This window comes from Thermodesulfobacteriota bacterium, assembly GCA_040755095.1.
Lineage (GTDB): Bacteria > Desulfobacterota > Desulfobulbia > Desulfobulbales > JBFMBH01 > JBFMBH01.
The window spans coordinates 45,936-67,005 of sequence record JBFMBH010000005.1 but is presented as its reverse complement, the minus strand read 5'-3'; the positions used below and the strand labels follow the sequence as shown (position 1 = coordinate 67,005).

Genomic DNA, 21,070 nt, shown 5'->3' with positions numbered 1-21,070 from the left:
AAGGCCGGGGCACCGGCGGTCATCTGGGCGGTGCCATTCAGAAACTGCACCAGGAGCCACAGGCCCAGAAACAGCACCGCCGGCAGCTCGACGAAATAGAAGAAGATGAAGATCGGCACCAGGGTGAGGATCCGGGCCCGGGGAAAGAGCAGGAGATAGGCGCCCAGCACCCCGGCAATGGCGCCGCTGGCGCCAACCAGGGGCACCGGCGCCAGTGGTCGCGCCAGATACTGAGCCGCCACCGCGGCCAGCCCGCAAGCCAGGTAGAAGACCAGATAGCGGCCGCGGCCCAGCCGGTCTTCCACATTGTCGCCGAAGATCCACAGCATCCACATGTTGGCCAGAAGGTGCAGCCAGCCACCGTGGAGGAACATGGAGCTGAGGGACGTCAGCCAGACGCCGGGATCGGTTCCGGGATCGTGGATGGCGGCATACAGCCGCGCCGGCACAAAGCCCAGGGCCCAGACCGCCCGCTCGAAACGCCGGTCCCCCTGGCTCCACAGGTGGAGAAACGCCGCCGCGTTGACGATGATGAGGGAAACGGTTACAACAGGGGGTCGGCGGGCTGGAATATTGTCCCGCAACGGCAGCATCTTGGCTCCCTGGCCTCATCCGCGGTGAGCCTGTGGCCCGACCGGCTTCTCCCCTTCCTGTGCCCACGCCCCGATGACCGAGCCTCCTCCGCCAACGTCTCCCCGGCCCCGGGCGGTCTTGGCCGCCATGGCCCTGCTGGTGGCCATCACCGCCGGCGTCTATGCCAACTCCTTCCACGGTCCCTTCACCTTCGACGATGCCGACAACATCGTCGAGAACCGGGCGCTGAGAATCGATTCGCTCTCCTGGACGGCCCTGGCCCGGGCGGCGTCCTCCGGTCCCTCCAGCCACCGCTGGCTGCCCAACCTCACCTTCGCCCTGAACTACGCCCTGGGCGGGGACGAGGTCTGGGGCTTCCACCTGGGCAATCTCCTGGTGCACCTGGGAGCAGCCCTCCTGGTCTTCACCCTGGCCTGGCAGATCCTGGCCAGGGCCCAGGGGAGCCGCTCCTATCCCCGGCCGCTGGCGGTGGCGCTGGTGGCGGCCCTCCTCTGGTCCTGCCATCCGTTGGGGACCAATGCGGTAACGTATATTGTCCAACGCATGACCAGTATGGCAACCCTTTTCTCGCTGGCCAGCCTGGCCCTGTGGATCCAGGGCCGGGACCGCGGCCGGGCCGGCTGGCCCTGGCTTACGGCAGCCGGACTGGCCTGGATCGCGGCCCTGGCCAGCAAGGAGAACGCCGCCATGCTGCCCGTCATGATCTGGGGCTTCGAGCTGGCCCTGCCCCGGACCGGGTACCGCCCCCTGGACTGGCGGTTCTTCCTGGCCTTGCCGCTAGGCCTCGCGCTTCTGGCCGGCCTGGGCCTCCTCTACACCGGCGGTGATCCGGTGTCGGGGATCCTGGCCGGATACGAGCTGCGGTCCTTCACCCTGGTGGAGCGGCTCCTCACCGAGGCCCGGGTGGTCTGGCACTACCTCGGCCTTCTGGTCCTGCCCCTGCCGAGCCGGCTCACCCTGGCCTACGATTTCCCGGTGTCCCACGACCTTCTTGACCCGCCGTCCACCCTGGCGGCGCTCCTCGGCCTCCTGGTCCTGGTCGCGGCCATGGTGGCCAGCTGGCGGCGGTGGCCCCTGGTTGCTTTTGCCCTGTTCTGGCTGCTGGGCAACCTGGTCATCGAATCCACAGTGCTTCCCCTGGAGCTGGTCTTCGAGCACCGCCTCTACCTGCCGATGGTCCTGGTGGCCATCGCGGCCAGCGCCGAGGCCAGCCGGCTCCTCCACCACCGACCCCGGCTTCTGGCCGGACTGGCGATCCTGGTGGTGGTCAGCCTGGGCATGGGCACCTGGCAGCGGAACCGGGTGTGGGCTTCAGAGGAGACCCTCTGGCAGGATGTCGTCGCCAAGGCCCCCCGGCTCAGCCGCGGCTACATCAATCTGGCCAAGGCCCGCAGCCAGGCTGGTCAGGACGCCGAGGCCGAGGCCCTGCTCCGCAAGGCCTTGGCCCAGAGCCCGGACGATGGCAACGTGGCCCTCAACCTGGGCATCGCCTGCGAGCGTCAGGCCCGCCTGGAGGAGGCGCTGGCCATGCTGCAGAGGGCCGGCCGGGCCAAGATGGTGGATCGGCCGCAGCTGCACAGCGCCACGGCCATCGTCCTGCGCAAGCTGGGCCGCTTCGCCGAGGCGCAGGCCCAGGCCCGCCTCGCCCTCTCCCTGCAGCCGGACCTCCTGGAGGCCCGCCTGACCCTGGCCGTGGCGGCGGCCCAGCTGGGGGACCACCCCCGGGCGGTGCAGCTCTTCCGGGAGGCGGCCGCCCAGGGCCTGGACAGCGTCGACCTTTACAACAACTGGGCGGTCAGCCTGTTCACGCTGGGTCAGGTGGAGCCGTCCGTCGCCCTTCTGCGCCGGGCCGTCCAGTTGGACCCCCGCCATCCGGAAAGCCACTACAACCTGGGGATCGCGTACAGCGCCCAGGGCCTTCTTGCGGAGGCCCGCCAGGAGATGACCCTGGCCATGGCCCTGGAAGCGGAGCTGGCCCAGGAAAAGGGCCGGTAGGGGAGGCGCCCCTACTCGGTCAGGGGCATGGTGCTCAGGGGCAGGACGAAGTAGAAGTTGTTACCCTGCTCCGTGGGCTCGTAGCCCACCCGGCCGCCGTGCATCTCGATGACGTGCTTGACGAAGGACAGGCCATGGCCGGTTCCCGGCTCGACGCCGCAGTTGGAGCCACGCACCCCCTCCGAGAACACCGCCACCCCCTCGTCGGGGCTCAGATGCCGGCCGGTGGTGAAGACATTGAACTTGATGCCGTCCTTGTTGGGGCCGAAGTAGTGGCGGTGGTATTCCCGGCCGTAGCTCACCGTCTTGCGGGGCTGGCCCCAGCGGTCGAGGATCGTCTCGGTGTACTTGAGGGCGTTGGAGAAGAGGTTGGCGTACACCTGGGAGAGAAGGCCGATATCGACGCTCAGGGCGACCTCCTCCTGGGCCATCTCCGCGGCGTACTCGACGGCGATGCCCCGGCCCTCGAAGCGCTTGAGATAGTGGGACAGCTGGGGCTCGACGATCTCCTTGCCGACGATGCAGGTGCGGGGCCGGAGCACCAGGTGGCCGGCCTCGAAATGGTCCCGCCGGAACAGGCTTTCCAGGAACAGGCTGATGTTGGCGTGATGCTTCTGCAGCTCTTCGTACAGGCTGGACAGGTCCTGGTGCACCCCAGCCAGACGGGTGCGGATCTCCGCCAATCCGGTAGCCGGCTCCTCGTCCATCTGCTGCTCCAGGGCGGCGATCTCGGTGATCCGCTTCCTGAGCTGCCGGAACAGGTACTTGTAGTACATGTTGGGCACGATGACGTCGTGCTCGATGTCCCGGACCAGGGAATTGATGAACTTGAGGTGCCGGATGTTCTGGCGGGAGATGATGCGGTTGTGGAGATTGAAGCCGATCCGGTTGGTGTACTTGGTGAGAAAGAAGCGATCCGAGCCGGTGAGGCGCGAGCTGGGAAAGAGCTCGAACATGCCGATCACCCGGTCCTTCTCGAAGAGCGGCATGTCGCCGGCCACCAGCCGCTTGCCGTGGACGGGCACCACGTAGGAGTCGCCGGTGCGGTACGATTCTGCGGCCAGTGCGATACCGGCCGGCGCCGGCGGCCGGTCATCCCGGACGCCTTCCAGGCTGCTGCAGACCAGCACCAGCTCGTCACGGCCCTCGTCGACCAGATAGAGGGCGCTTTCGACGTTGATGAACTCCAGAGGCAGGGAGACGCAGATGCGGAAGAAATCCCGGAGGGTGTCGAATTCCTGGGCCAGATCGAAGAACGTCTTGAGGAGGTCGTTCTGGATGCGGGTGAAATCGTATTTGATGTAGTTGGCCCGCTTCTGCCGGATGCGATCCCGGATCAGCTCCAGATCAGGACGGACCATCATGAGCACGGGTCCTCCCAGAGACCTGACGACAACGGCTCGCCCGTCAGGCGGGTGGCCGGAAGCTCTCCACCAGCACCTCGTCGGTAGCCCCGGTTTCCTGCAAAAGCACGTCCACGTGCTCATCGGCCGTGGTCCGGACCACCCGCCCCACATAATCGGGCTGGATGGGCAGCTCCCGGCAGCCCCGATCCACCAGCACCGCCAGCTGAATGGAGTGCGGCCGCCCGAAATCCATCAGGGCGTCCAGGGCGGCCCGGATGGTCCGGCCGGTGAACAGCACGTCGTCCACCAGGATCACCGTCTTGTCGTCCACCGAGAAGGCGATGTCCGTCTTCTTCACCACCGGATTCTGCCAGGCCAGGCTCCAGTCATCCCGGTAGAGGGTGATGTCCAGGCTGCCCACTGCCGGCACCACCCGCTCGCCGGTCAGGGAGCGGATCAGCCGCTGCAGGCGGTCGGCCAGGAAGACCCCGCCGGTGTGGATGCCGATGACCGCGATCTTGTCGGTGCTGCGGTTCCGCTCCAAGAGCTGGAGCGCCATCCTTTGCAGCACCCTCTCGATGTCCTCGGCGGTCATCAGGGTGGTCTTCTTGCTGGTCACGAGCGGTGTCCCCCTTAACCTGGCACCTGCCGGATAGCGACACGGGCAGCGAGGCCCAATCAGGCCAGTGTAGTCAATCGCCTGTCGGGCGTCAAGGGGGACCAAGGCTGCCGGACCGCTCCCCAGGCCAGTTCCCCGTTGCGGCCGCCGCCGGTTTCGTGCTATCTGGTTGTCGAGCTGACACTGTTTCCGGGCGGCGGCCTGACCGCTCCCTGACCTTTGACCCTTTCCAGGAGGACACCATGGCATCTGGCAGCCAGGGCGTATCGGCGCAGGATTTCCAACGGGCACTGGACCTCGGCCGGCCGCCCAACATCCGGCGTCTCTTTCCCCATTCCCGTGCCCTCCTGGTCAGCGGCAAGGTGGTGGACCGGGCCATGCTGGCCAAAGGCCAGGCCGTGGCCGTGGCGGCCAACGGCCGCAGCCATCTCGTGATTCGGGGCGCCCTGCAGGCGGCCCAACGGGCCAACGCCCCCATCATCATCGAGATCGCCAAGAGCGAAGGTGGCACCAACGGCTATTGCGCGGTCAATTTCTGGAATATGGCCCGCCAGGTGGACAGCCTGGCCAACGAGCTGGGCATCACGGTGCCGGTGGCCATCCACGCCGATCACTACGGGATCAAGAACTGGGCCGATGTGGAGCGGGCTGTTGCGGAGATCCCCAGCCTCTTTGACGCTGGCATCACCTCCATTGCGGTCGACGCCTCCCACATGCCCGACGACGACAACCTGCTGGCCAATCTGCGGGTGGCCTCCATGCTGCCGGCCTGGGCTGGCCTGGAGACCGAGGTGGGCGAGATCAAAGGCAAGGAGGGCCTGTCCACCAGGGCCGAGGCCCTGTTCCTCATTCAGGGCCTCAATGCCCACGGCATCTTCCCGGACTGGATCGCCCTCAACAACGGCACCACGCACGGCATCGAGGCCTCGGCCCAGGGCATTCAGGTGGAGCTGACCCGGCAGATCCACGAGGCCCTGGCCCCTTACCAGGTGTCCGGCGCCCAGCACGGCACCTCGGGCAACAGCTCGGAGCGGCTGCGGGAGATCACCGGCCGCACCCGCACCACCAAGGCCAACGTCGCCACCGCCCTGCAGATGATCAGCTGGGGCCTGGAGGTCAACGACTACGGCAACGCCCTCATGGACGCCAGCGGCGACTTCATCAAGGTCACGGGCGCGGGGATGAGCGAGGAGCTGTGGGCCGAGATGAAGGCCTACGCCCAGGAGAAGGGCATCAGGGGCGGCAACTACAAGAGGCTCAACCAGCCCTTCGAGACCAGGATCCTGGCCCAGCCCCGGGAGATCCGCGAAAGGATGGCCAAGCGGGTGGAGGACTTCATCTACCGGATGCTGGTGGAGGTCCTCAACGCCCAGGATACGGCGCCTCTGGCGGTGGCGGCCATTCTGGCGGCGGGCAGCTTCGATCTCGGGCCCAAGGGCAGCCGGATCGAGGATCCCGCGGCCTGGACCGAGGAGCAGATCCGGGCTCGGGCTCGGAACCTGGCCCAGGACAAGGGACCGGCCGGCGATTTCGACGATTGAGGACGCGCCGCGGGCCGCCCTCCCCGGGGCGGCCCGTGCCTTTGCCGCCGGCTAGCGCCGCTGCCAGAAGAAGTCGATGCCCAGCGCTCCCACCCGGTTGATCGCCGCAGGATACGCCTCGCACTCGGCCGCAAAGACCTTGGCGGCAATGCTTTCCGGCGTCTCGTCATCGTCCAGGGCCACACAGCGCTGGACGATGATCGGGCCCTCGTCATACGCCTCGTTGGCGAAATGCACCGTGCAGCCGCTCACCTTGACCCCCCGGGCATGCACTGCCCGGTGCACCCGCATGCCGTAGAAGCCGGCACCGGCAAAGGCCGGGACGAGGGAGGGATGGATGTTGAGCACCGCCCGGGACAGTTGGGGGGGCGGGGTGTAGAGCTTGAGGTAGCCGGCCAGACAGATGAGGTCCAGGGAGTAGCCGGCGAGGATCCGGTTGGTGGCCTCGCTGTCCGGGGCGACCAGGGCCGGGTAGCCGTAGCGCCTGGCCTTTTCCAGGCCCAGGGCCTGGGGCACGTTGGCGACCACCACCTGGATGCGGGCATCCAGGCTGCCATCGGCAATGCGCTCGTGGAAGTTGTCCAGGGTCCGGCCGCTGCCGGACAGAAGTACGGCCAGCTGTTGCATGCCCCCTCCTCACCGGCCCCACGGCCGGTCGCGTGCCTCAGGCCTTGACGTGTGCGGCCAGATAGTCGGCAATGGCGCGGTCGTAGCCGCTGGTGAGCGCAAAAACCTTGGCCGCCAGCCGGAACCGGGTCCCGAGGGTGGTGTTGCCATTGGCCCGGATCTCCGCCAGCACGGCCGGGTAGTCCGCCGGGTCCACGATCACCGTGACGTCCCGATGGTTCTTGGCCGCTGCCCGCAGCAGGGTGGGGCCGCCGATATCGATGTTCTCGATAGCGTGCTCCAGGGTACAGCCCGGCTCTTGGATCGCCTTCTCGAAGGCATAGAGGTTCACCACCACCAGGTCGATGGGCTTGATGCCGTGCTGGGCCATCTGGGCCTGATGGCTCGGATTGGCCCGCTGGCCCAGGATGCCCCCGTGCACCAGCGGGTGCAGGGTCTTGACTCGGCCGTCCAGCATCTCCGGAAAGCCGGTATGCTCCGAGACGTCCTTGACCGGGATGCCGGCATCCCGGAGGCGTTTGGCCGTGCCGCCGGTGGACAGGATCTCCACCCCCAGCCCCGCCAGCTCCCTGGCAAAGGCCTCGATGCCCGTCTTGTCCGTCAGACTGATCAACGCTCGCTCAACCTTGGTCATCTTCCCACGCTCCTTGTCGTTTTCGGAGAGCCCCCGCCTCCCCGTGAGGCTTTGGTCATGAAACCGCGCCGCCCATGAAGCTCGCCAGCGTCGGCATCAAGAACATCCGTTACCCGGTCCAGGTGGAGGAGAAGGCTGGCAGCCGGCAGCAGACCGTAGCCACCGTCTGCCTGTCCGCCGCCATGCCCAGCTCCCGGCATGACACCTGCGCCGCCAGTCTTCTCGAGGTGCTGCACCGCTACCAGGCCCAGATGAGCGTCCGGATCTTCTCCCGCCTTCTGGAGGAGGTACGGGAGCGGCTGGCCGCCCAGTCCGCCCAACTCGCCATGAGCTTTCCCTACTTCCTCACCAAGGAGGCGCCGGTGTCGGGCACCCGCAGCCTGATGGAGTACCGCTGCGCCTTCACCGGCACGGTGGGGGACCAGACCCGGGACTTTGTGCTCGGGGTGTGGGCGCCCATCACCACGCTGTGTCCTTGCTCCAAGGAGATCAGTCAATTCGGGGCCCACAACCAGCGGGGCGAGGTCAACCTCAACGTCCGCTTCCGCCGCCGCTTCCTGTGGGCGGAGGACCTCATCGCCCTGGTGGAGCGGGCCGCCTCGGCGCCGGTCTTCGCTCTCCTCAAAAGGCCGGACGAGAAGTACGTGACCGAGGCCGCCTACCGGAACCCGATGTTTGTCGAGGACGTGGTCCGCCGGGTGGCGGAGCTGGCATCCGGCTTGCCGGAGATCGCCTGGTTTTCGGTGGGGGTGGAGAGCTTCGAGTCCATCCACAAGCACAGCGCCTACGCCTTCCTGGAAGGCACACCAGAACCGAAAGAACGAACCGCAGAAGGTCCAACAAGGAATTTCGAAGGTCGAAGGGACCGGTAGTGGACGTTTCAGACCCGTTCCGCCGGTCCCTTCAGGCGGTTGGACATTCCTTGTTCGACATTGGATATCCGCTGTGGAGACCGGTCATGCCCGTTAGCGCCGGTAAATATCCACCCGGCCGTTGCCCTCGTTGGCCACGCACAGGCGGCCCAGGCCGTCGAACAGCAGCTGAGAGGGGAAATAGAGCTGGCCCCGGGCGCTGCCCACCTCCAGGAAGCCGTAGCGGAATTCGCCGCCACGGTCGAAGACCCGAATGGCGCCGGCGTGCCGGTCCAGAACGTAGATGAGCCCGTGCTCGTCGACATCGAAGGAGACCGGAAACTCCAGATCCCCCTTCAGACCGATCTTCCGGGACACCGAGCCGTCGGCGCCAAAAACCACCAGCGCACGGTTTCTCTGGTCCAGGGCCCAGACGCCGTCACTCCTCACCTTGAAGTCCACGAAAGCGGCCTTCTCCTCGCCCCGGAGCTCTGTGGTCACGCTCAGATCGGGGCCCAGGCGCAGAACCCCCCCCCGGCTCCGGTCCAGAACGTAGATGGTGCCCGCCGGGTCCACGAACAGCCGGTCCAGGAACACCGTTGCCCCGTCCTTGTACTTGACCGTCTTGGCCTCCACCTTCTGGGCCTTGAGATCCACGTACTGCAGGGCATTGAGCTTGCGATCCACCACCCAGATCCCGCCCCGGGGATCCCGGCCCATGGATACCGGCAGCCCGAGCTGACCGCCCGCCCGGAGCTGCTTGAGGAAGACCCCCTCCCGATCGTAGGAGGCAAGCCGGGAGTTCATGGTGTCCACCACGTAGTAGCGCTCCTCGGCCGCATCCCAGAACAGGCTGGCCGGCCTGAGCAGATGCACCCCGGCGTCATCGCCGGTCAGGGCCTTGTCCCATTTCCACGGGGAACGATCGGCTGCCGCTGGCGCGGCGACCAGGATGACCGCCATCAGGGCGGCTGCGAGCGTCCTCTTCATGGTCGGAGTCTCCTTCCTCGGGGCTAGTAGCTCTTGTGGCACTGGACACAGAGGTCCTTCTCCCCCGACAGGCGGAGGTTGTACTTGAAGGCGGTGCCATGGACATTGTGGCAGGTGACACAGGTCACCGGTTGGCCGGAACGGGGATCCCGGACCTTGTCGCCGATGGGGTGGACAAACTTGCCCTGGGTGGCATGGCACTGCTCACAGGTGCCATTGCCATCCCCCCGGATGAGGGCGATCTGGTTGGAGCCGTGGGCCTGATGGCAATTGGTGCAGACCCCCCAGTTGGGATGGGTGTGCAACGCCCCCTCCCGGCGCTTGAAGGTGTCGGCGTGACAGCGCTTGCAGACACCGTACTGGGTGCCGGCCAGCATCTTCTTGTCGTCCGCTGCATGGGCGTTGTGGCAGGACAGACAGATGTTGTCCACCCCGGACACCGACATCATGTGGTTGTGGGTGTAGTTGAAGGAGCTCTGGATGCCTTCGTGGCAGTCGAAGCACAGGGCCACCCCTTTGTCGGTACGGTTGTGGCAGGTGCCGCAGTCCTTGTCTTTGAACGGCGGGTGGAGGTTGTTGCGCACCAGGGCGTTGTGGTCCGAGCCGTGGCCGCTGTGGCAGGTGAGGCAGTCCATCCCCGCCAGGGCCCGTCCCAAATGCTTGCCGCGGATCGCGCCTTCGTCCTTGTGGCAGCCCAGGCACAGCCCCGGCACCCCGGCCTTGAGCAGGGCGACCGTGCTGGAGCCGTGGGCCACGTGGCAGGCCTGACACTGGCCCCGGGCAAACGGCGCATGGGTATGCCGGGCACCCCGGCCGGCCACCTCCTTGTGGCAGCCGAAGCACAACTCCGGTACCCCGGCCTTGAGCAGGGCATCGTCCTTGCCCGCATGCGGCAGGTGGCAGTCGGCGCACTTGCCCTGCCGGACCGGGCCGTGCAGCATCTCCTGCTTCTTCAGCCCCTCGTCGATATCCTTGTGGCAGCTGAAGCACAGCTCCGGGGATTTGCCATAGAGCAGGGCTTCATGGCGGGAGGCGTGGGGGCTGTGGCAGGAAAAGCATTTCTTCTCCGCCACCGGGCCATGCACCACCCGGCCAGCGAAGCTCTCGGGGTCGTGGCAGGCCGTGCAGTTGGTCCGGGCGGCCTGGGCCTCGGCGAGGGTGAAGCCGAGGCCGGCCGCCATCACGACGATCAGGAAAAAGCCGCGCATCACTTCGCCTCCTCGTGGCATGGTTTGCAGTCCCGCTCCTTGAAGGGGGCATGCTCCACCGCAAAGGTCAGGCTCTGGGTGGGAGAGCCATGGCTGTCGTGGCAGCTGGTGCAGCTCTTTTCCGACGGCCGGATCCCCTTGTGGATCCGCACCATCTCCGTATCACTGATCTGATGGCAGGTGGCGCACAGACCTGAGGCGCTGCGGGCCAGCAGCTTGGCCTCGGCGCCGGCATGGCTGACGTGGCAGCTGGCGCACTGCCCGGAGACCGCCGGCTCATGCGCGAAGCCGCCGCTCCAGAATTCCGCCACCTCCTTGTGGCAGGCCAGGCACAGCTCGGGCATCGCCCGGGTGATCAGGTGGTCCTGGGCCGAGGCATGCGGCGTATGACAGGCGGTGCAGTTCCGCTTGACCACCGGTTCATGGACCTGCCGGGCCGAGCCGATCTGGCGCTCCAGGCCGCTGTGACAGGTGAAGCAGGTGTCCGCCAGCTTGTGCACCAGGGTGAAGGGGTTGTCCGAGCCATGGGGGGCGTGGCACTTCATGCACTCGCCCTGGGCAAAGGGCTGATGCTTCTTCATATTGGCCGTCCGCTCCTCGATGAGCTTCTGGTGGCAGGAGGCGCACAGGGCAACGCCGCTGGCCTTGAGCATGCCGGCGCTTCTGGAGCCGTGGGCGGCGTGGCAGCCGGTGCAATCGCCGTTGGCAAAGGGATGATGGAGATAGGCCAGGGTCATATCGTCCCCGGTCTTCTTGTGACAGGTCAGGCAGATCTCCTGCTCGCTTCCCGCCAGAAGATGGCTGCCCTGGGACTCGTGGGGCGAGTGGCACAAGGTGCAGCGCCGCTCCTTCACCGGCTGGTGGCTCCGGTCGGCCAACCCCGGCTCCTTGCCATGGCAGGAGAAGCACAGGTCGGCGGCAGGGCTCTTGAGCAGCGGCTTGACCGGTGCGGCGTGGGCCGCGTGGCAGGTCAGGCACCGGCCTTCGGCAGCCGGCTGGTGGCCGTTCTCGGTCTGCCCTGTCTTCTCCGGCCCGATCTGCTTGAAGGTATGGCACTCGAAGCACAGCCTTTCCGGGGCCTGACGGGACATGGCCTGGTGGTTGCTGCCGTGGGGGGCGTGGCAGGAGAGACACTCGCCCCCGGTGACCGGTGCATGGACGCTCTGGGTCTGACCGGCGGTCACATCGTCATGGCAGCCGCGGCACAGGCTGCTGCCCGTGCCGGTCAGGGCGAGTGGCTCGGGCTTGCCCTTGCCGGCATGGCAGGACTCGCACTGCCCCTCCAGCATCGGCTGGTGCGGGACCTCCCGGATCAGCTTGGCGCGACTGGCCGAGTGGGGCTGATGGCAAGAGACGCAGCCCCCCTGCACGGGGTACCCCCGGTGGCCTGCCTCCATCCCCTTGCCGTCCGGCTGGTGGCAGTCCTGGCAGAAGGCGTCCGGCTCCTTGGGCAGCAGCTTGGCTGCCGGGGCGCCATGCACCTGGTGGCATGAGGCACACCCGGTTTGCAGCGGCTGGTGACGGTTGGTGCGGCCGAACTCCGTCTGATCGTGACACTTGAAGCACAAGGTAGCGGCCGGCTCCTTGAGGAGCTTGGCATGGGGGGAGTTGTGGACAGCATGGCAGCTGGTGCAGGCGGCCGTCGTGCTCTGGAGCGGCGGATGGCCGTGAGCCGCCCCCTGGACCGCCTGGCGGACGGCAGCGTGGCAGGAATAGCACAGCTCCGGCTCATCCGCTTTGAGCAAGGTGCCGCCGATCATGCCGTGGGGGTCATGGCAGCCGTCGCATTTGGCCTCCTGTACCGGTTTGTGCACCACCCCGGTCTGGAAGGCCTTGTACTCGGTCTCGTGGCACTCCACGCAGCTCTTCTTGGCCTTGCCGGCAGATCGGGACGACTCGGACGGCTGGGGCACGCAGGCGGCCAGCCCCAGGAGCAGCGCGGCGGTCAACAGCCACACCGTTCCCTGTCTCCCCAAGAGCCCCATCCGACTGCCATTGCCCACTTGGCGTGTCTCCTGCATCATCGAGAGTCCCTCTTCGCAAACGGTTGTACCCTGATCCGGCCTTCGCCCAGGTCACAGGCCACCGGCCGAGGCTCCATCCCTCCCTGCAAGACGCTCGCAGCTGCCTTCAACTGCCCTTTGCCGGCTTGTCCTTCTCCTGTTGCCGGGCCGCCTCCTGGGCCTTCAGGGTGCGGACCACCTCCTGCCACTGGCCGTCATCCACCTCGATCTTGGAGACCGCCCGCAGCTTCTGCCGAAAGGCCTCCTCCTTCTCCTGGATCCGCTCCTCGTGCAGCTTCCTGGTGATCATGTGCTTGACTTCGTCCAAGGGCCGCACCACCGACTCCCGCCGGCGGATAAGCTTGATGAAGTGGGTATCCTCGCCGATCTTCACCGGGCCCACCTGCGCCCCCTCGGCCACTCCGGACAGGGCCTCGACCATCGCCGGATCGAGATCGCTCACCAGCACATTGGTCGGATTCACCCCGCCGGCCACCACATGGTTGGCCACCTCGAAGAAATCCTTGCCCGAGAGAAGCTCCTTGCGCAGGAAATCGGCCAGCTTCTCGTCCCGGGTGCTCAGGATGGCGAGCTCCAGGGAGGCGGGGTGGGTGAACAGCTGCTGGTTGGCCTGGTAGAAGGCCTGGGCCTCCTGGTCGCTGACCTCCACCTGGGTGCGGAACAGCCGGTTCTTCAGCTCGAGGATCATGCGCCGCTGGCGGTAAAAATCGAACACATCCTTGATGGGCGGCTTCTGCTCATAGTGACGGTCCAGGGCGGCCCGAACCGTCAGCTCCGCCCCCAGGTAATCCATGAGCACCCGGCGCTTGGCGTCATTGAAATCGCCATGCACCATGTCGAAAGAGCCCTGGGCATTGGGCCGCATCCGCATGGACAGATCCCGCATCACCATCTGCACGAGCTCACCGCCGGTGACCGTCCTGCCGCCCTTCATCTCCACCACCACGGCGCTCAGCTGCTCCTGGGAGCCGCCGTTCATGGGCAGGGCTTCGATCCGGTCGTCGTGGGTCACCACCTCGTACTCCTTCATCAGACGGACCAGGAGGTCTCTGGTCAGGCGGCCGTCCTCCTCCTTGAAGAGCCGCTCCTCGATGTCCTTGCGGATCCTCTGGAAGTCCTCTTGGCTGCCAGCCTGCTGCTCTACCTTCCGCACCAGGTAGTAGGTCTTCTTGGGCTCCCAGAACAGGGGACCGAGCACGGAGCCGAGCTCGGCCTTCGCCAGATCCTCCCGGTAGGTCTCGGGCACCTTGCTCTTCCGCAGCCAGTCCGACGAGATCACCTTGGGCGGCTCGGCCAGGCCGAGGCTGGGATCGGTGACGACCTCGGCGAACGGGCGGCCAGCCCGCGCCAGCTCAGCGAAGCGGCCAGCAGCCGCCTGGTCGGCGATGAGCACGCTCTCGATCTTGTACAGGGGCGCCTCGTCCTGCAAATAGCGCTGCCAGAGGCGCTCCTCATCGACGGCGGCCATCCTGCTGGTCACCTCGTCCTGGCGCAGCTGCATGAGGGCCCGCACCTTGAGGAAGGTGAACAGCTTGGCCTGCACCGCCGGGGCATCGCCCAGCTCCATCTGCTCGGCCTCCTGATAAAACAGCAGCCAGTCGATCCAGAAATCCGGGCTGTCGGGAACCGGGCTGTCCTCTTCCTTCCACTGCTCCCAGAATTGCAGAAAATCCGCCTTGCTGTGCCCGGCGCCATTGAGAACCAGGAGGTGCCGTTCCCCGAAGGGCCACACCGCCTGTGCCAGGGAGCCCCAGAGCACCAGCACCGTCACGAGGCCCAGCAAGCTGGCCCGCTTCACAACCGACAACCCTCGAAGCCCAAGATACGCCATTCCTCGATCGCCTCCTTGCTCATCCGGCTCACCAGCTCCGAAATGGTCTGCACCACCCCGACGTGCATGAGCCATCGATACTCATCCCCGGCACGGTGGTGGTGGGTCACCACCAGGGGCTTGCCATCCCGGATCCGGATCAGCTCCAGGGAGAAGGCCACCTCTGGCACCACCATATCCCGGCCCTCGGAGCCTTCGCTCATGCCGAGCACCGTGCCCGCCACGATGGCGTCCACGCCCATGGTCTGGCCCATCTTGATGTAGAAGTCCCGGGACAGGGTCGCCTGGGGCAGCTGCCGGTTCTCCCGGAAAAAGGCCAGCACCTCACCCTCCAGGGCTACATCGAAGCGGCCGCTGGCGATGAGCTCCGCGGTGAACGTCCGCTGGACCACGTGCCCGCCAAAGGGCACCTTGCCCTGGTCCCGGAAGGGCAGCACCGCCACCCGGCAGATCCCCTCCCCCCCCGCGGCCACCAGGCCCAGACTGTGCTGGGCCTTGCCGCAGCCGGCGGCGAGACACGCCAGAAGAACGGTGACGAGCCAGTGTACCCGACCTGGATGCGAACCGCCAGGGGTCCCCCCGGAGCGGCTTTTCGACCCGGGCGGCCAGCAGCCGGTGCTGGCCGAACTAGAACTCCTCATGCCAGACATCGGTCTCCTTCTTGTCTTGGTCCTCGCCGCCGCCGGTAACGGGCAGCTCCACGGTCTCGCTGCGGGCGTGGCGCTCGTTGCCCAGGACATCCCGCACCAGGTAGGAGACCAGAAAGACCGTCTCGGCGCCGGGATCCAGCGTGACGGTGGCCGGCAGCGTCTCTCCCTCCTCTTCCAGAAGGAAGTTGCGCTCCCGATCCGTGACCCGCAGCTGCCAGTACTTCACCGGCACCGGCTCCATCTCGCCGGTCTGGGGATCGGGGACCGCCATGAGGTGGAGCTGAACCCTCCCGTCTTCGAGACGCTCCATGGCGGGCAGCACCCGGGGCTGATTCTTGCCCAGGTACAGCTCCGCCGAATCCGCGATCTCGTTGCCCATGACATCGGTGACGGTGAGGATGAGCCGGTAGTAGCCGGAGCCCAGAGGCCCCTGATCACCGGCACCGCGCCAGACCATGGCTTCGGGCAGGCTCTCGATGCTTTTGAAGTCCATGAGGAAGGCGCCGGTCTTCGGGTCTTCGATCTGGATGCGGAACGAAGCCACGGGAGCGGTCTTGTTGACGACCGGGCTGATGCTCAGGAAGGAGCGGAAGGCGATGACGCCGGAATCCCCCAGGGGCACGCCGTTGCCGAAGCGCAGGGACACGGTCGGCGGCTCGTTCACCACCCGGTAGGAGGCCAGGAACTTGGACTCCTCCCGCCGGCCTTTCCACCGCAGAACCGTGGCGACCGAATAGCGCCCCTCTGCCTCCGGCGCCTGCCAGCTCGCCCAGTAGGTGCCGCTCTCCTTGGCCATGGACACCAGACTGATGCGCTTGCCCCCCAGCTTCAGGAAGACGTCGGTGGGCGGCTCCTCATCAAAACGGAAGCCCACCCGGCACTCCATCCGGCCATTGCCGGCGACGAACCGGGAGCTCAGATCGAAGCTCTCCACCGAGTATGGCGGAATGGGCAGGTCCACCAGGGCTTCGCCGGGCTCCGGAAACTGGAACGGCACCCGGGCCAGGACCAGATCGGTGATCGCGGCCAGACTGGTGACAGCGTCGATTCCCAGGGGTTTCACCAGCTCGGTGGCGGCCAGGCTCTCGTTCCAGGCCCAGACGGCCTTGCCGGTGTGGGCGTCCACCAGGAGAAGGGACAGGCCCAGGGCCGGCTGCGGCTCGGGGCGGCGGTGGGTCACCGTGCCGGTAAGGATCCAGTCCACACCCAGGGCCTCCCGCATGCCCATGGTGTTGAAGAGATCGATCATCCCGGTGTGGCGCACGCGGTTGGTCGCGAGATACGCCCGCACCGCCTGGGCATCCACCACGTTGATTCCGGACACCGTCAGGAGATCGGCGACCTGGGTGGTCATCTCCAGGTCCACCGAATTGGCGCCCCGGGACAGATCGTCGAAGGGCAGAAGCGCCACCTTGCCGCTGGCGGCACCGGCCGGCGCCGGGGCTGCCGGCAGGAGGCCCAGCAGGAAGAGGAGGATCAGGAGGCGGGGCCAGGCACCGGGGGAGAAGCCGAGGCTCATGAGGCGGTGGGACGGCAGGCCTGCTGGACGATGCGTCCTCACGGAGCGAAGGCCAGACTAGTCGCCGCTGAGACTGGCCAGAAGCGACCGCACGAGACGAAAGGTCACCGCCGACTGATCCCTGCCCTGGGTGCCGAGGATGCGGCTCCAGCTGCTGTAGCCGCTGTAAGAGCCGCTGGCCTGCCACAGAATGAGACCGGTCTCGGCATCCACCAGCTTCAAGGTCATGGCAACGACGGGATACGAGTAGTTGCCCTTGCGCTCCTCGTCGTAGGCATCCACCGATCCCAGGAGAAACGCCTGTACGGACAACCGCTTGCCGAGCCGGCGGGCCAGGGCCTCATCCAGAGGCGCATCCGCCTTGCCGGCCTCCTCCTCCAGGATCTTCTCCAGCTGGCCAGTCTCGGTGACGTCGAACAGGCTGTCCACCAGAACCTGGGTCAGCACGATGTTGCGCACCCGGTCGGCGGCAAACTTCTCCTTGGTGTTGTTGGCCAGGGGCATGACCGCCACCTTCTTGATGAAGGTCAGGTCAGCGCCCTCCCGGACATAATAGGTCAGGGCATGGGAGCTGCAACCGGCCACCAGGACCACCAGCAGAAGTCCCCCCAGGCGAGCCGCCACGGCCCCCTGCCATCCCCTGCCGCCCGCCTTCCGCACCTGCCGCCGGATCGGCCACCAGCCAGCCATATGGAAAAGTCCTCTCTGCCAGAATGCCGCCGGTCCGGAGCACGGCCGCCTGCCGCCAATGCCGTCGCCCCACACAGCACAATCGGTTCCGGATCCGTGGCCGCCGGCCCTGGACTGGACGCAGCAGCGCAGACTTCGGGGCGAGTAGAGCACATCACAGGCCTGCTGTCAAGCGCACGTTCCAGGCCCATTCCTCCTCCCGCCACCGGTAGCGGAGGTCCAGGGTCATGAGCTCGTTGAGCAGCCATTTGGACTGCACGGACAACAGATCGTCCTCGTCACTGTGGACGAATGAGCCGGTCAGCTGCAGCTCCCGGCTCAGCCGCACGGCCGGAGACAAGGTGATGGTGCTTTCGTTGCCCCCTTCGTAGTCCAAGGTGCAGGCCAGAACATCCGTCGGCCGCCAGGACAGGGCAGCGCCATAGCCGAAGGGCTCCTCGTCCGCCTCGCTGAATTCCAGGGTGGCGTCCGCCGTGAGCCGGGGCGTCACCCGCATGTTGCCGGTCAGATCCACCTGCATGGCCGAGGCCGTGGCACCGCTGACCCGGTTGGTCGTCTTGGTGGAGGAAGCGGCCAGGCTGGCGGACAAATCGGGGAGGATCTGGGAGTCCAGGCTCAGAAACAGGGCATCCCCGATGGTCTCCAGGGCCTGGTTGGTGTAGCCCTCGGTGCGGGTGAAGCCCAGGGAGGTGGACAGGGCATCCAGGGGCATGGAGGCCACCCGCATGCTGTAGGAGCGGTTCTCCAGGGTATCCTCTTCGTCCCCCGAGGAGATACTGCGGTTGAACGCCGTCACTGGCCGGAAATAACGGTTGGGGGTCCAGTACAGGTTCATGTTGTGGGTCAGGTCCGTGCGCTCGCCCCCGGGCGAGCTTTCCCGCAGGGTGTGCACCAGGCCGGTGGAGAAGCGCCAGTCCATGGCCGGGACGACGTTCATGGTCAGACCGGTCTTGTAGGTGTTGCTGATATTGACGTCCTTCTCGTCGTCGGTGGTGAGGGTGCGCACATGGGAAAGCGTCACCTCGCTGATCCAGGCCGCCACGGAGACTGGCTTCTCAATCCGGCACACCACCTTGAGGAAGTTCTCCCCATTCCACGCCCCAGCGGGCAGGTCGATCAGGAAACGGGGCCGCAGCCCTCCCCCCAACGGCAGGCCGCCGGCCGACGGGAAAACGCCTGACTGATACACGCCGAGCCCATCCGCCCCCGTCAGCCGGTGGAAGGGACCATTCTGGGTCATGCCCCCGTAGACGTCAAAGCTGTAGTCGCCTTCCGTGTCCAGACCTTCCGGCTCCAGCGCAAGCTCCTCGGCCAGCCAGAGAGAGATGCGGGAGACCTCCTGTAACGCCGCTGGCACCTCCACGAGGATATTCCAGAACTCCTCCCCGCTAATGGCGCCAGGGGTATCGACCCCCGCTCGAATGTTCACGACCCGATCCGTGAGCGTCCTGTTCACGAGCCCGTTGGCGAGGCTGAGGTCCATGAAGATATTTTCCTCTGCGGGTCGAGGGTCCTGCCCCGCAAAGGCGTCCTCCGACAACGTGAAGCCCTCCTCGATCACCTTGCCGGCCCCGCCCTTGAATTCGGTGACCCGGCGGTCCAGGGTGGTCTGGTGGCTCATGGACAGCTGCACCCGGTCGTCCAGATAGCGGTCGCTGGCGTCGACACTGAAATCATGGGTGTCGTTGGTGCCGGTGATCTCGTCGATCTCGTCCCAGTTCATGTTCCGGGAAAAGCGGTAGGCGAGCTGGAAGATGGAGATGTCGTACTCCTCGGTCACCGTGCCGGTGACAAAGGAGCTGCGGCCGGTCAGGTCGTCCCCGGATTCGGTGGTGTTGCCGCCGTAGGCGACGCGCACCGAGGGCACCGGCACCGGGAAGGAGGGCCAGGGCTGGTCCCAGCGGCTGGCCCAGGTGACGTCCCAGGCCTGGGAGAAGGTCTTGGGCTGATCCCCCGAGGACTTGCGGGTGGTCGTGGAGTACGACCCGTTCATGCTGAACAGGTCGGTATTCATGGCCAGCCCCAGGTTGGGGTCGATGGCGTAGGCGCCACTGCGCTCGCCGCTGGAGTCGTTGTTGAGCCGGAAGCCCGGGGTGAGGCTTACGGTATCGGTGACGGCGATATCATCCGCCAGGCTCACCTGGAAGGTCTGGCGGAAGGCGTTGTCATTGTCCCTGTCCCCCCGCGTCTCGGAGTAGTCCAGGGTGGCGTTGATGGCCACCGGCCCGGCCCCGGCCTGGCGCCAGGAAACGCCAAGCCCGCATGCCGCCCCCAGCATGGCGAGAAGGCCGACAACCGAGGTCTGTCTGGACTTCAACGAGATCTCCTTGTGAGCAGCGAGTGGCCGCTCGGCTGTCGCCCCCCTGGCCTGACGCCAAAACCGGCCCGGGGCCTTGGATCCGGGCATTCCCTTACCATATTTGCCCCGGTCCGGCTACCGCGAAATGCAGTGCGCAAGCCAGCCCTGGCGGGTGCTTAAGAAGTGCTTATCATGAACTAAGCACCGGCCAGAACAAAATACGCCAGCCGCCGTATATCTTTTCCCTTTCCGATCGCGTACAGTGGCGACCATGAATGGCAGGGCGAATTCCCTTGCAGGCAAATGGCAAATGGGGTAGTAGAGCAGCATACGGAGACAAGACATCGGGCCGGAGTCCACGACTGGGATGCCGAACTGTAGTCCCGCAGTCTGGCCCAAGAACCCGTAAAACGAAACAACAAGGAGGCAAGACCATGAAGAAGCTGTACGGCACCCTGATTGCGGTCGGTGCGGCCGCTGTGCTGGCTGGCCTGGGTGGCAGCGCCGATGCCAAGGTCACCGGCCCCTGCGCCAACTGCCACACCATGCACAACAGCCAGAACGGCACGGTGATGGGCAACACCACCGCCACCAACGACTCGCTCACCATTGACACCTGTGCCGGCTGCCACAAGCAGGACAACGCCGCCGACCGGCTGACCAGCGTCGATGCGCCGGCGATCTGGGGTGACGCCGCTTCGACCGCCACAGTCCTGCCCGGCGGCTACATCAACAGCGCCAACGCCGACAACACCAAGCACAACGTCAACGGTACCGGCGCCCAGGACGGCGTGCTGGCCAATACCCCACCCGGTTACATGGCGGTGGCTGCAGGCCTGCCCGCCAACGCCGCCGGCTGGGGCACCAACCGGCTGACCTGCGCCGGCTCTTTCGGCTGCCACGGCAACCACAGCTACGCCAACGAGACCGTGGCCATCGCCGGCGGTCACCACAACGACACCGCGGTCGGCTTCCGGCTGCTGGCGGGCATCGACGGCACGGAGTCCTCGGCCAGCTACAAGGGCTTCGGCGACACGGACGGCAATGCCTACGACGGCATCAACGGCAACAGCGCCACCGTGGGATCCGGCACCATCACCGGCTACGAGGACACCACCACCATCAGCTACCTGTGCGGCGAATGCCATGGCCTGTTCCACAGCGTCGGCGCCTCGGCCAACACCAACCTGAACACCACCCGCCAGGCTGACCCCGGGGGCACTCCCTGGCTGCGTCATCCCACCGATTTCCGGCTCGGCAACGCCTCCCAGGCCTGGGATTCCTATGCCTCCTACGGCACGGCGGGCACCAACGCCTATGACGAGGAAGTTCCGGTAGGCGCGCCGTTGAGCGCCACGACCCGCGGCACCGCTGCCCTTCCCGCCACTCCGGCGGACGGCATCGTGCTGTGCATCTCTTGCCACCGGGCCCACGGCTCCGACAACGCGGACCTCCTACGCTGGAACTACGACAACATGATCGCCGGCGGCGGCGGCGCCAACAGCGACACCGGCTGCTTCCGCTGCCACACCAACAAGGACTAGCCTCATCGCCGGCCTCTTTCGGAGCTGTTCGAGAAGCTCCTCCAAGGGCGGCCCGTTCGGGCCGCCCTTCTTGTTTCTTGGCCACTTTTCCCTTGTTCCCGGTCGAGC

Annotated in this window: 16 protein-coding genes and 1 pseudogene; 4 read left to right on the top strand and 13 right to left on the bottom strand. The window is 66.5% G+C overall.

The window, feature by feature from the left end:
• A partial coding sequence (locus tag AB1634_02090) for a rhomboid family intramembrane serine protease (protein MEW6218307.1) occupies positions 1–593 on the bottom strand: 593 nt, incomplete at its 3' end.
• A 73-nt stretch (positions 594–666) separates the two neighbouring features.
• Between AB1634_02090 and AB1634_02085 the strand changes: the two genes are divergently transcribed.
• Positions 667–2,589 carry a tetratricopeptide repeat protein gene (locus AB1634_02085; GenBank protein ID MEW6218306.1) on the top strand — a complete coding sequence of 641 codons (1,923 nt, stop codon included), beginning with the start codon at positions 667–669 and terminating at the stop codon, positions 2,587–2,589.
• An 11-nt stretch (positions 2,590–2,600) separates the two neighbouring features.
• On the opposite strand, the gene AB1634_02080 is transcribed toward AB1634_02085, so the two are convergent.
• Together AB1634_02080 and pyrR are read right to left on the bottom strand one after the other, a co-directional pair.
• Positions 2,601–3,953, bottom strand: coding sequence for an ATP-binding protein (locus AB1634_02080; GenBank protein MEW6218305.1), 1,353 nt, complete (start codon positions 3,951–3,953; stop codon positions 2,601–2,603).
• A gap of 43 nt (positions 3,954–3,996) precedes the next feature.
• Entirely contained in the window at positions 3,997–4,554 is a 558-nt protein-coding gene (gene pyrR, locus AB1634_02075) for a bifunctional pyr operon transcriptional regulator/uracil phosphoribosyltransferase PyrR (protein ID MEW6218304.1), read from the bottom strand.
• 242 nt (positions 4,555–4,796) lie between these two features.
• Between pyrR and AB1634_02070 the strand changes: the two genes are divergently transcribed.
• Positions 4,797–6,095 carry a class II fructose-bisphosphate aldolase gene (locus tag AB1634_02070; GenBank protein ID MEW6218303.1) on the top strand — a complete coding sequence of 433 codons (1,299 nt, stop codon included), beginning with the start codon at positions 4,797–4,799 and terminating at the stop codon, positions 6,093–6,095.
• A gap of 51 nt (positions 6,096–6,146) precedes the next feature.
• Here the strand turns inward: AB1634_02070 and AB1634_02065 are convergent, their stop codons facing one another.
• Positions 6,147–6,722 carry a phosphoribosylglycinamide formyltransferase gene (locus AB1634_02065; GenBank protein MEW6218302.1) on the bottom strand — a complete coding sequence of 192 codons (576 nt, stop codon included), beginning with the start codon at positions 6,720–6,722 and terminating at the stop codon, positions 6,147–6,149.
• 52 nt (positions 6,723–6,774) lie between these two features.
• Positions 6,775–7,356: pseudogene (locus AB1634_02060) on the bottom strand (IMP cyclohydrolase).
• Between the two features lie 74 nt (positions 7,357–7,430).
• On the opposite strand from AB1634_02060, the gene folE2 reads away from it, so the two are divergent.
• Positions 7,431–8,228, top strand: a complete 798-nt coding sequence (gene folE2, locus AB1634_02055; GenBank protein ID MEW6218301.1) for a GTP cyclohydrolase FolE2 — start codon at positions 7,431–7,433, stop codon at positions 8,226–8,228.
• A 93-nt stretch (positions 8,229–8,321) separates the two neighbouring features.
• Here folE2 and AB1634_02050 read toward each other — a convergent pair whose 3' ends face one another.
• The 8 genes from AB1634_02050 to AB1634_02015 form a co-directional block, all read right to left on the bottom strand.
• Positions 8,322–9,197: an NHL repeat-containing protein gene (locus tag AB1634_02050; GenBank protein MEW6218300.1), complete on the bottom strand. Its 876-nt coding sequence runs from the start codon at positions 9,195–9,197 to the stop codon at positions 8,322–8,324.
• Positions 9,198–9,220: 23 nt separating this feature from the next.
• A complete protein-coding gene (locus AB1634_02045; protein MEW6218299.1) occupies positions 9,221–10,405 on the bottom strand; it encodes a cytochrome c3 family protein in 1,185 nt (394 codons plus the stop codon).
• Positions 10,405–12,429, bottom strand: a complete 2,025-nt coding sequence (locus AB1634_02040) for a cytochrome c3 family protein (GenBank protein ID MEW6218298.1) — start codon at positions 12,427–12,429, stop codon at positions 10,405–10,407. Before AB1634_02040 ends, AB1634_02045 begins: the two co-directional genes overlap by 1 nt.
• Before the next feature lie 106 nt (positions 12,430–12,535).
• Positions 12,536–14,227 (bottom strand): peptidyl-prolyl cis-trans isomerase, encoded by a 1,692-nt coding sequence (locus tag AB1634_02035; GenBank protein ID MEW6218297.1) that lies wholly within the window; start codon positions 14,225–14,227, stop codon positions 12,536–12,538.
• Positions 14,224–14,901, bottom strand: coding sequence for a hypothetical protein (locus AB1634_02030; protein ID MEW6218296.1), 678 nt, complete (start codon positions 14,899–14,901; stop codon positions 14,224–14,226). The genes AB1634_02035 and AB1634_02030 overlap by 4 nt, the downstream gene beginning before the upstream one ends.
• Complete coding sequence (locus AB1634_02025) at positions 14,888–16,471, bottom strand: hypothetical protein (GenBank protein MEW6218295.1); 1,584 nt, start codon at positions 16,469–16,471, stop codon at positions 14,888–14,890. Before AB1634_02025 ends, AB1634_02030 begins: the two co-directional genes overlap by 14 nt.
• A gap of 15 nt (positions 16,472–16,486) precedes the next feature.
• The gene (locus AB1634_02020; protein MEW6218294.1) at positions 16,487–17,119 is read right to left on the bottom strand and encodes a CsgG/HfaB family protein; all 633 of its coding nucleotides are present in this window, start codon (positions 17,117–17,119) and stop codon (positions 16,487–16,489) included.
• A 154-nt stretch (positions 17,120–17,273) separates the two neighbouring features.
• Entirely contained in the window at positions 17,274–19,436 is a 2,163-nt protein-coding gene (locus tag AB1634_02015; GenBank protein MEW6218293.1) for a hypothetical protein, read from the bottom strand.
• A gap of 416 nt (positions 19,437–19,852) precedes the next feature.
• On the opposite strand from AB1634_02015, the gene AB1634_02010 reads away from it, so the two are divergent.
• Positions 19,853–20,962: a cytochrome c3 family protein gene (locus AB1634_02010; GenBank protein MEW6218292.1), complete on the top strand. Its 1,110-nt coding sequence runs from the start codon at positions 19,853–19,855 to the stop codon at positions 20,960–20,962.
• The last annotated feature ends 108 nt before the right edge of the window (positions 20,963–21,070 follow it).

Bases quoted from the DNA above. Each gene is read 5' to 3' on its own strand.
- AB1634_02085 (MEW6218306.1), top strand. From the start codon at position 667: ATGACCGAGCCTCCTCCGCCAACGTCTCCCCGGCCCCGGGCGGTCTTG.
- AB1634_02080 (MEW6218305.1), bottom strand. From the start codon at position 3,953: ATGATGGTCCGTCCTGATCTGGAGCTGATCCGGGATCGCATCCGGCAG.
- AB1634_02070 (MEW6218303.1), top strand. From the start codon at position 4,797: ATGGCATCTGGCAGCCAGGGCGTATCGGCGCAGGATTTCCAACGGGCA.
- AB1634_02065 (MEW6218302.1), bottom strand. From the start codon at position 6,722: ATGCAACAGCTGGCCGTACTTCTGTCCGGCAGCGGCCGGACCCTGGAC.
- folE2 (MEW6218301.1), top strand. From the start codon at position 7,431: ATGAAGCTCGCCAGCGTCGGCATCAAGAACATCCGTTACCCGGTCCAG.
- AB1634_02050 (MEW6218300.1), bottom strand. From the start codon at position 9,197: ATGAAGAGGACGCTCGCAGCCGCCCTGATGGCGGTCATCCTGGTCGCC.
- AB1634_02045 (MEW6218299.1), bottom strand. From the start codon at position 10,405: ATGCGCGGCTTTTTCCTGATCGTCGTGATGGCGGCCGGCCTCGGCTTC.
- AB1634_02040 (MEW6218298.1), bottom strand. From the start codon at position 12,429: ATGATGCAGGAGACACGCCAAGTGGGCAATGGCAGTCGGATGGGGCTC.
- AB1634_02030 (MEW6218296.1), bottom strand. From the start codon at position 14,901: ATGAGGAGTTCTAGTTCGGCCAGCACCGGCTGCTGGCCGCCCGGGTCG.
- AB1634_02020 (MEW6218294.1), bottom strand. From the start codon at position 17,119: ATGGCTGGCTGGTGGCCGATCCGGCGGCAGGTGCGGAAGGCGGGCGGC.
- AB1634_02010 (MEW6218292.1), top strand. From the start codon at position 19,853: ATGAAGAAGCTGTACGGCACCCTGATTGCGGTCGGTGCGGCCGCTGTG.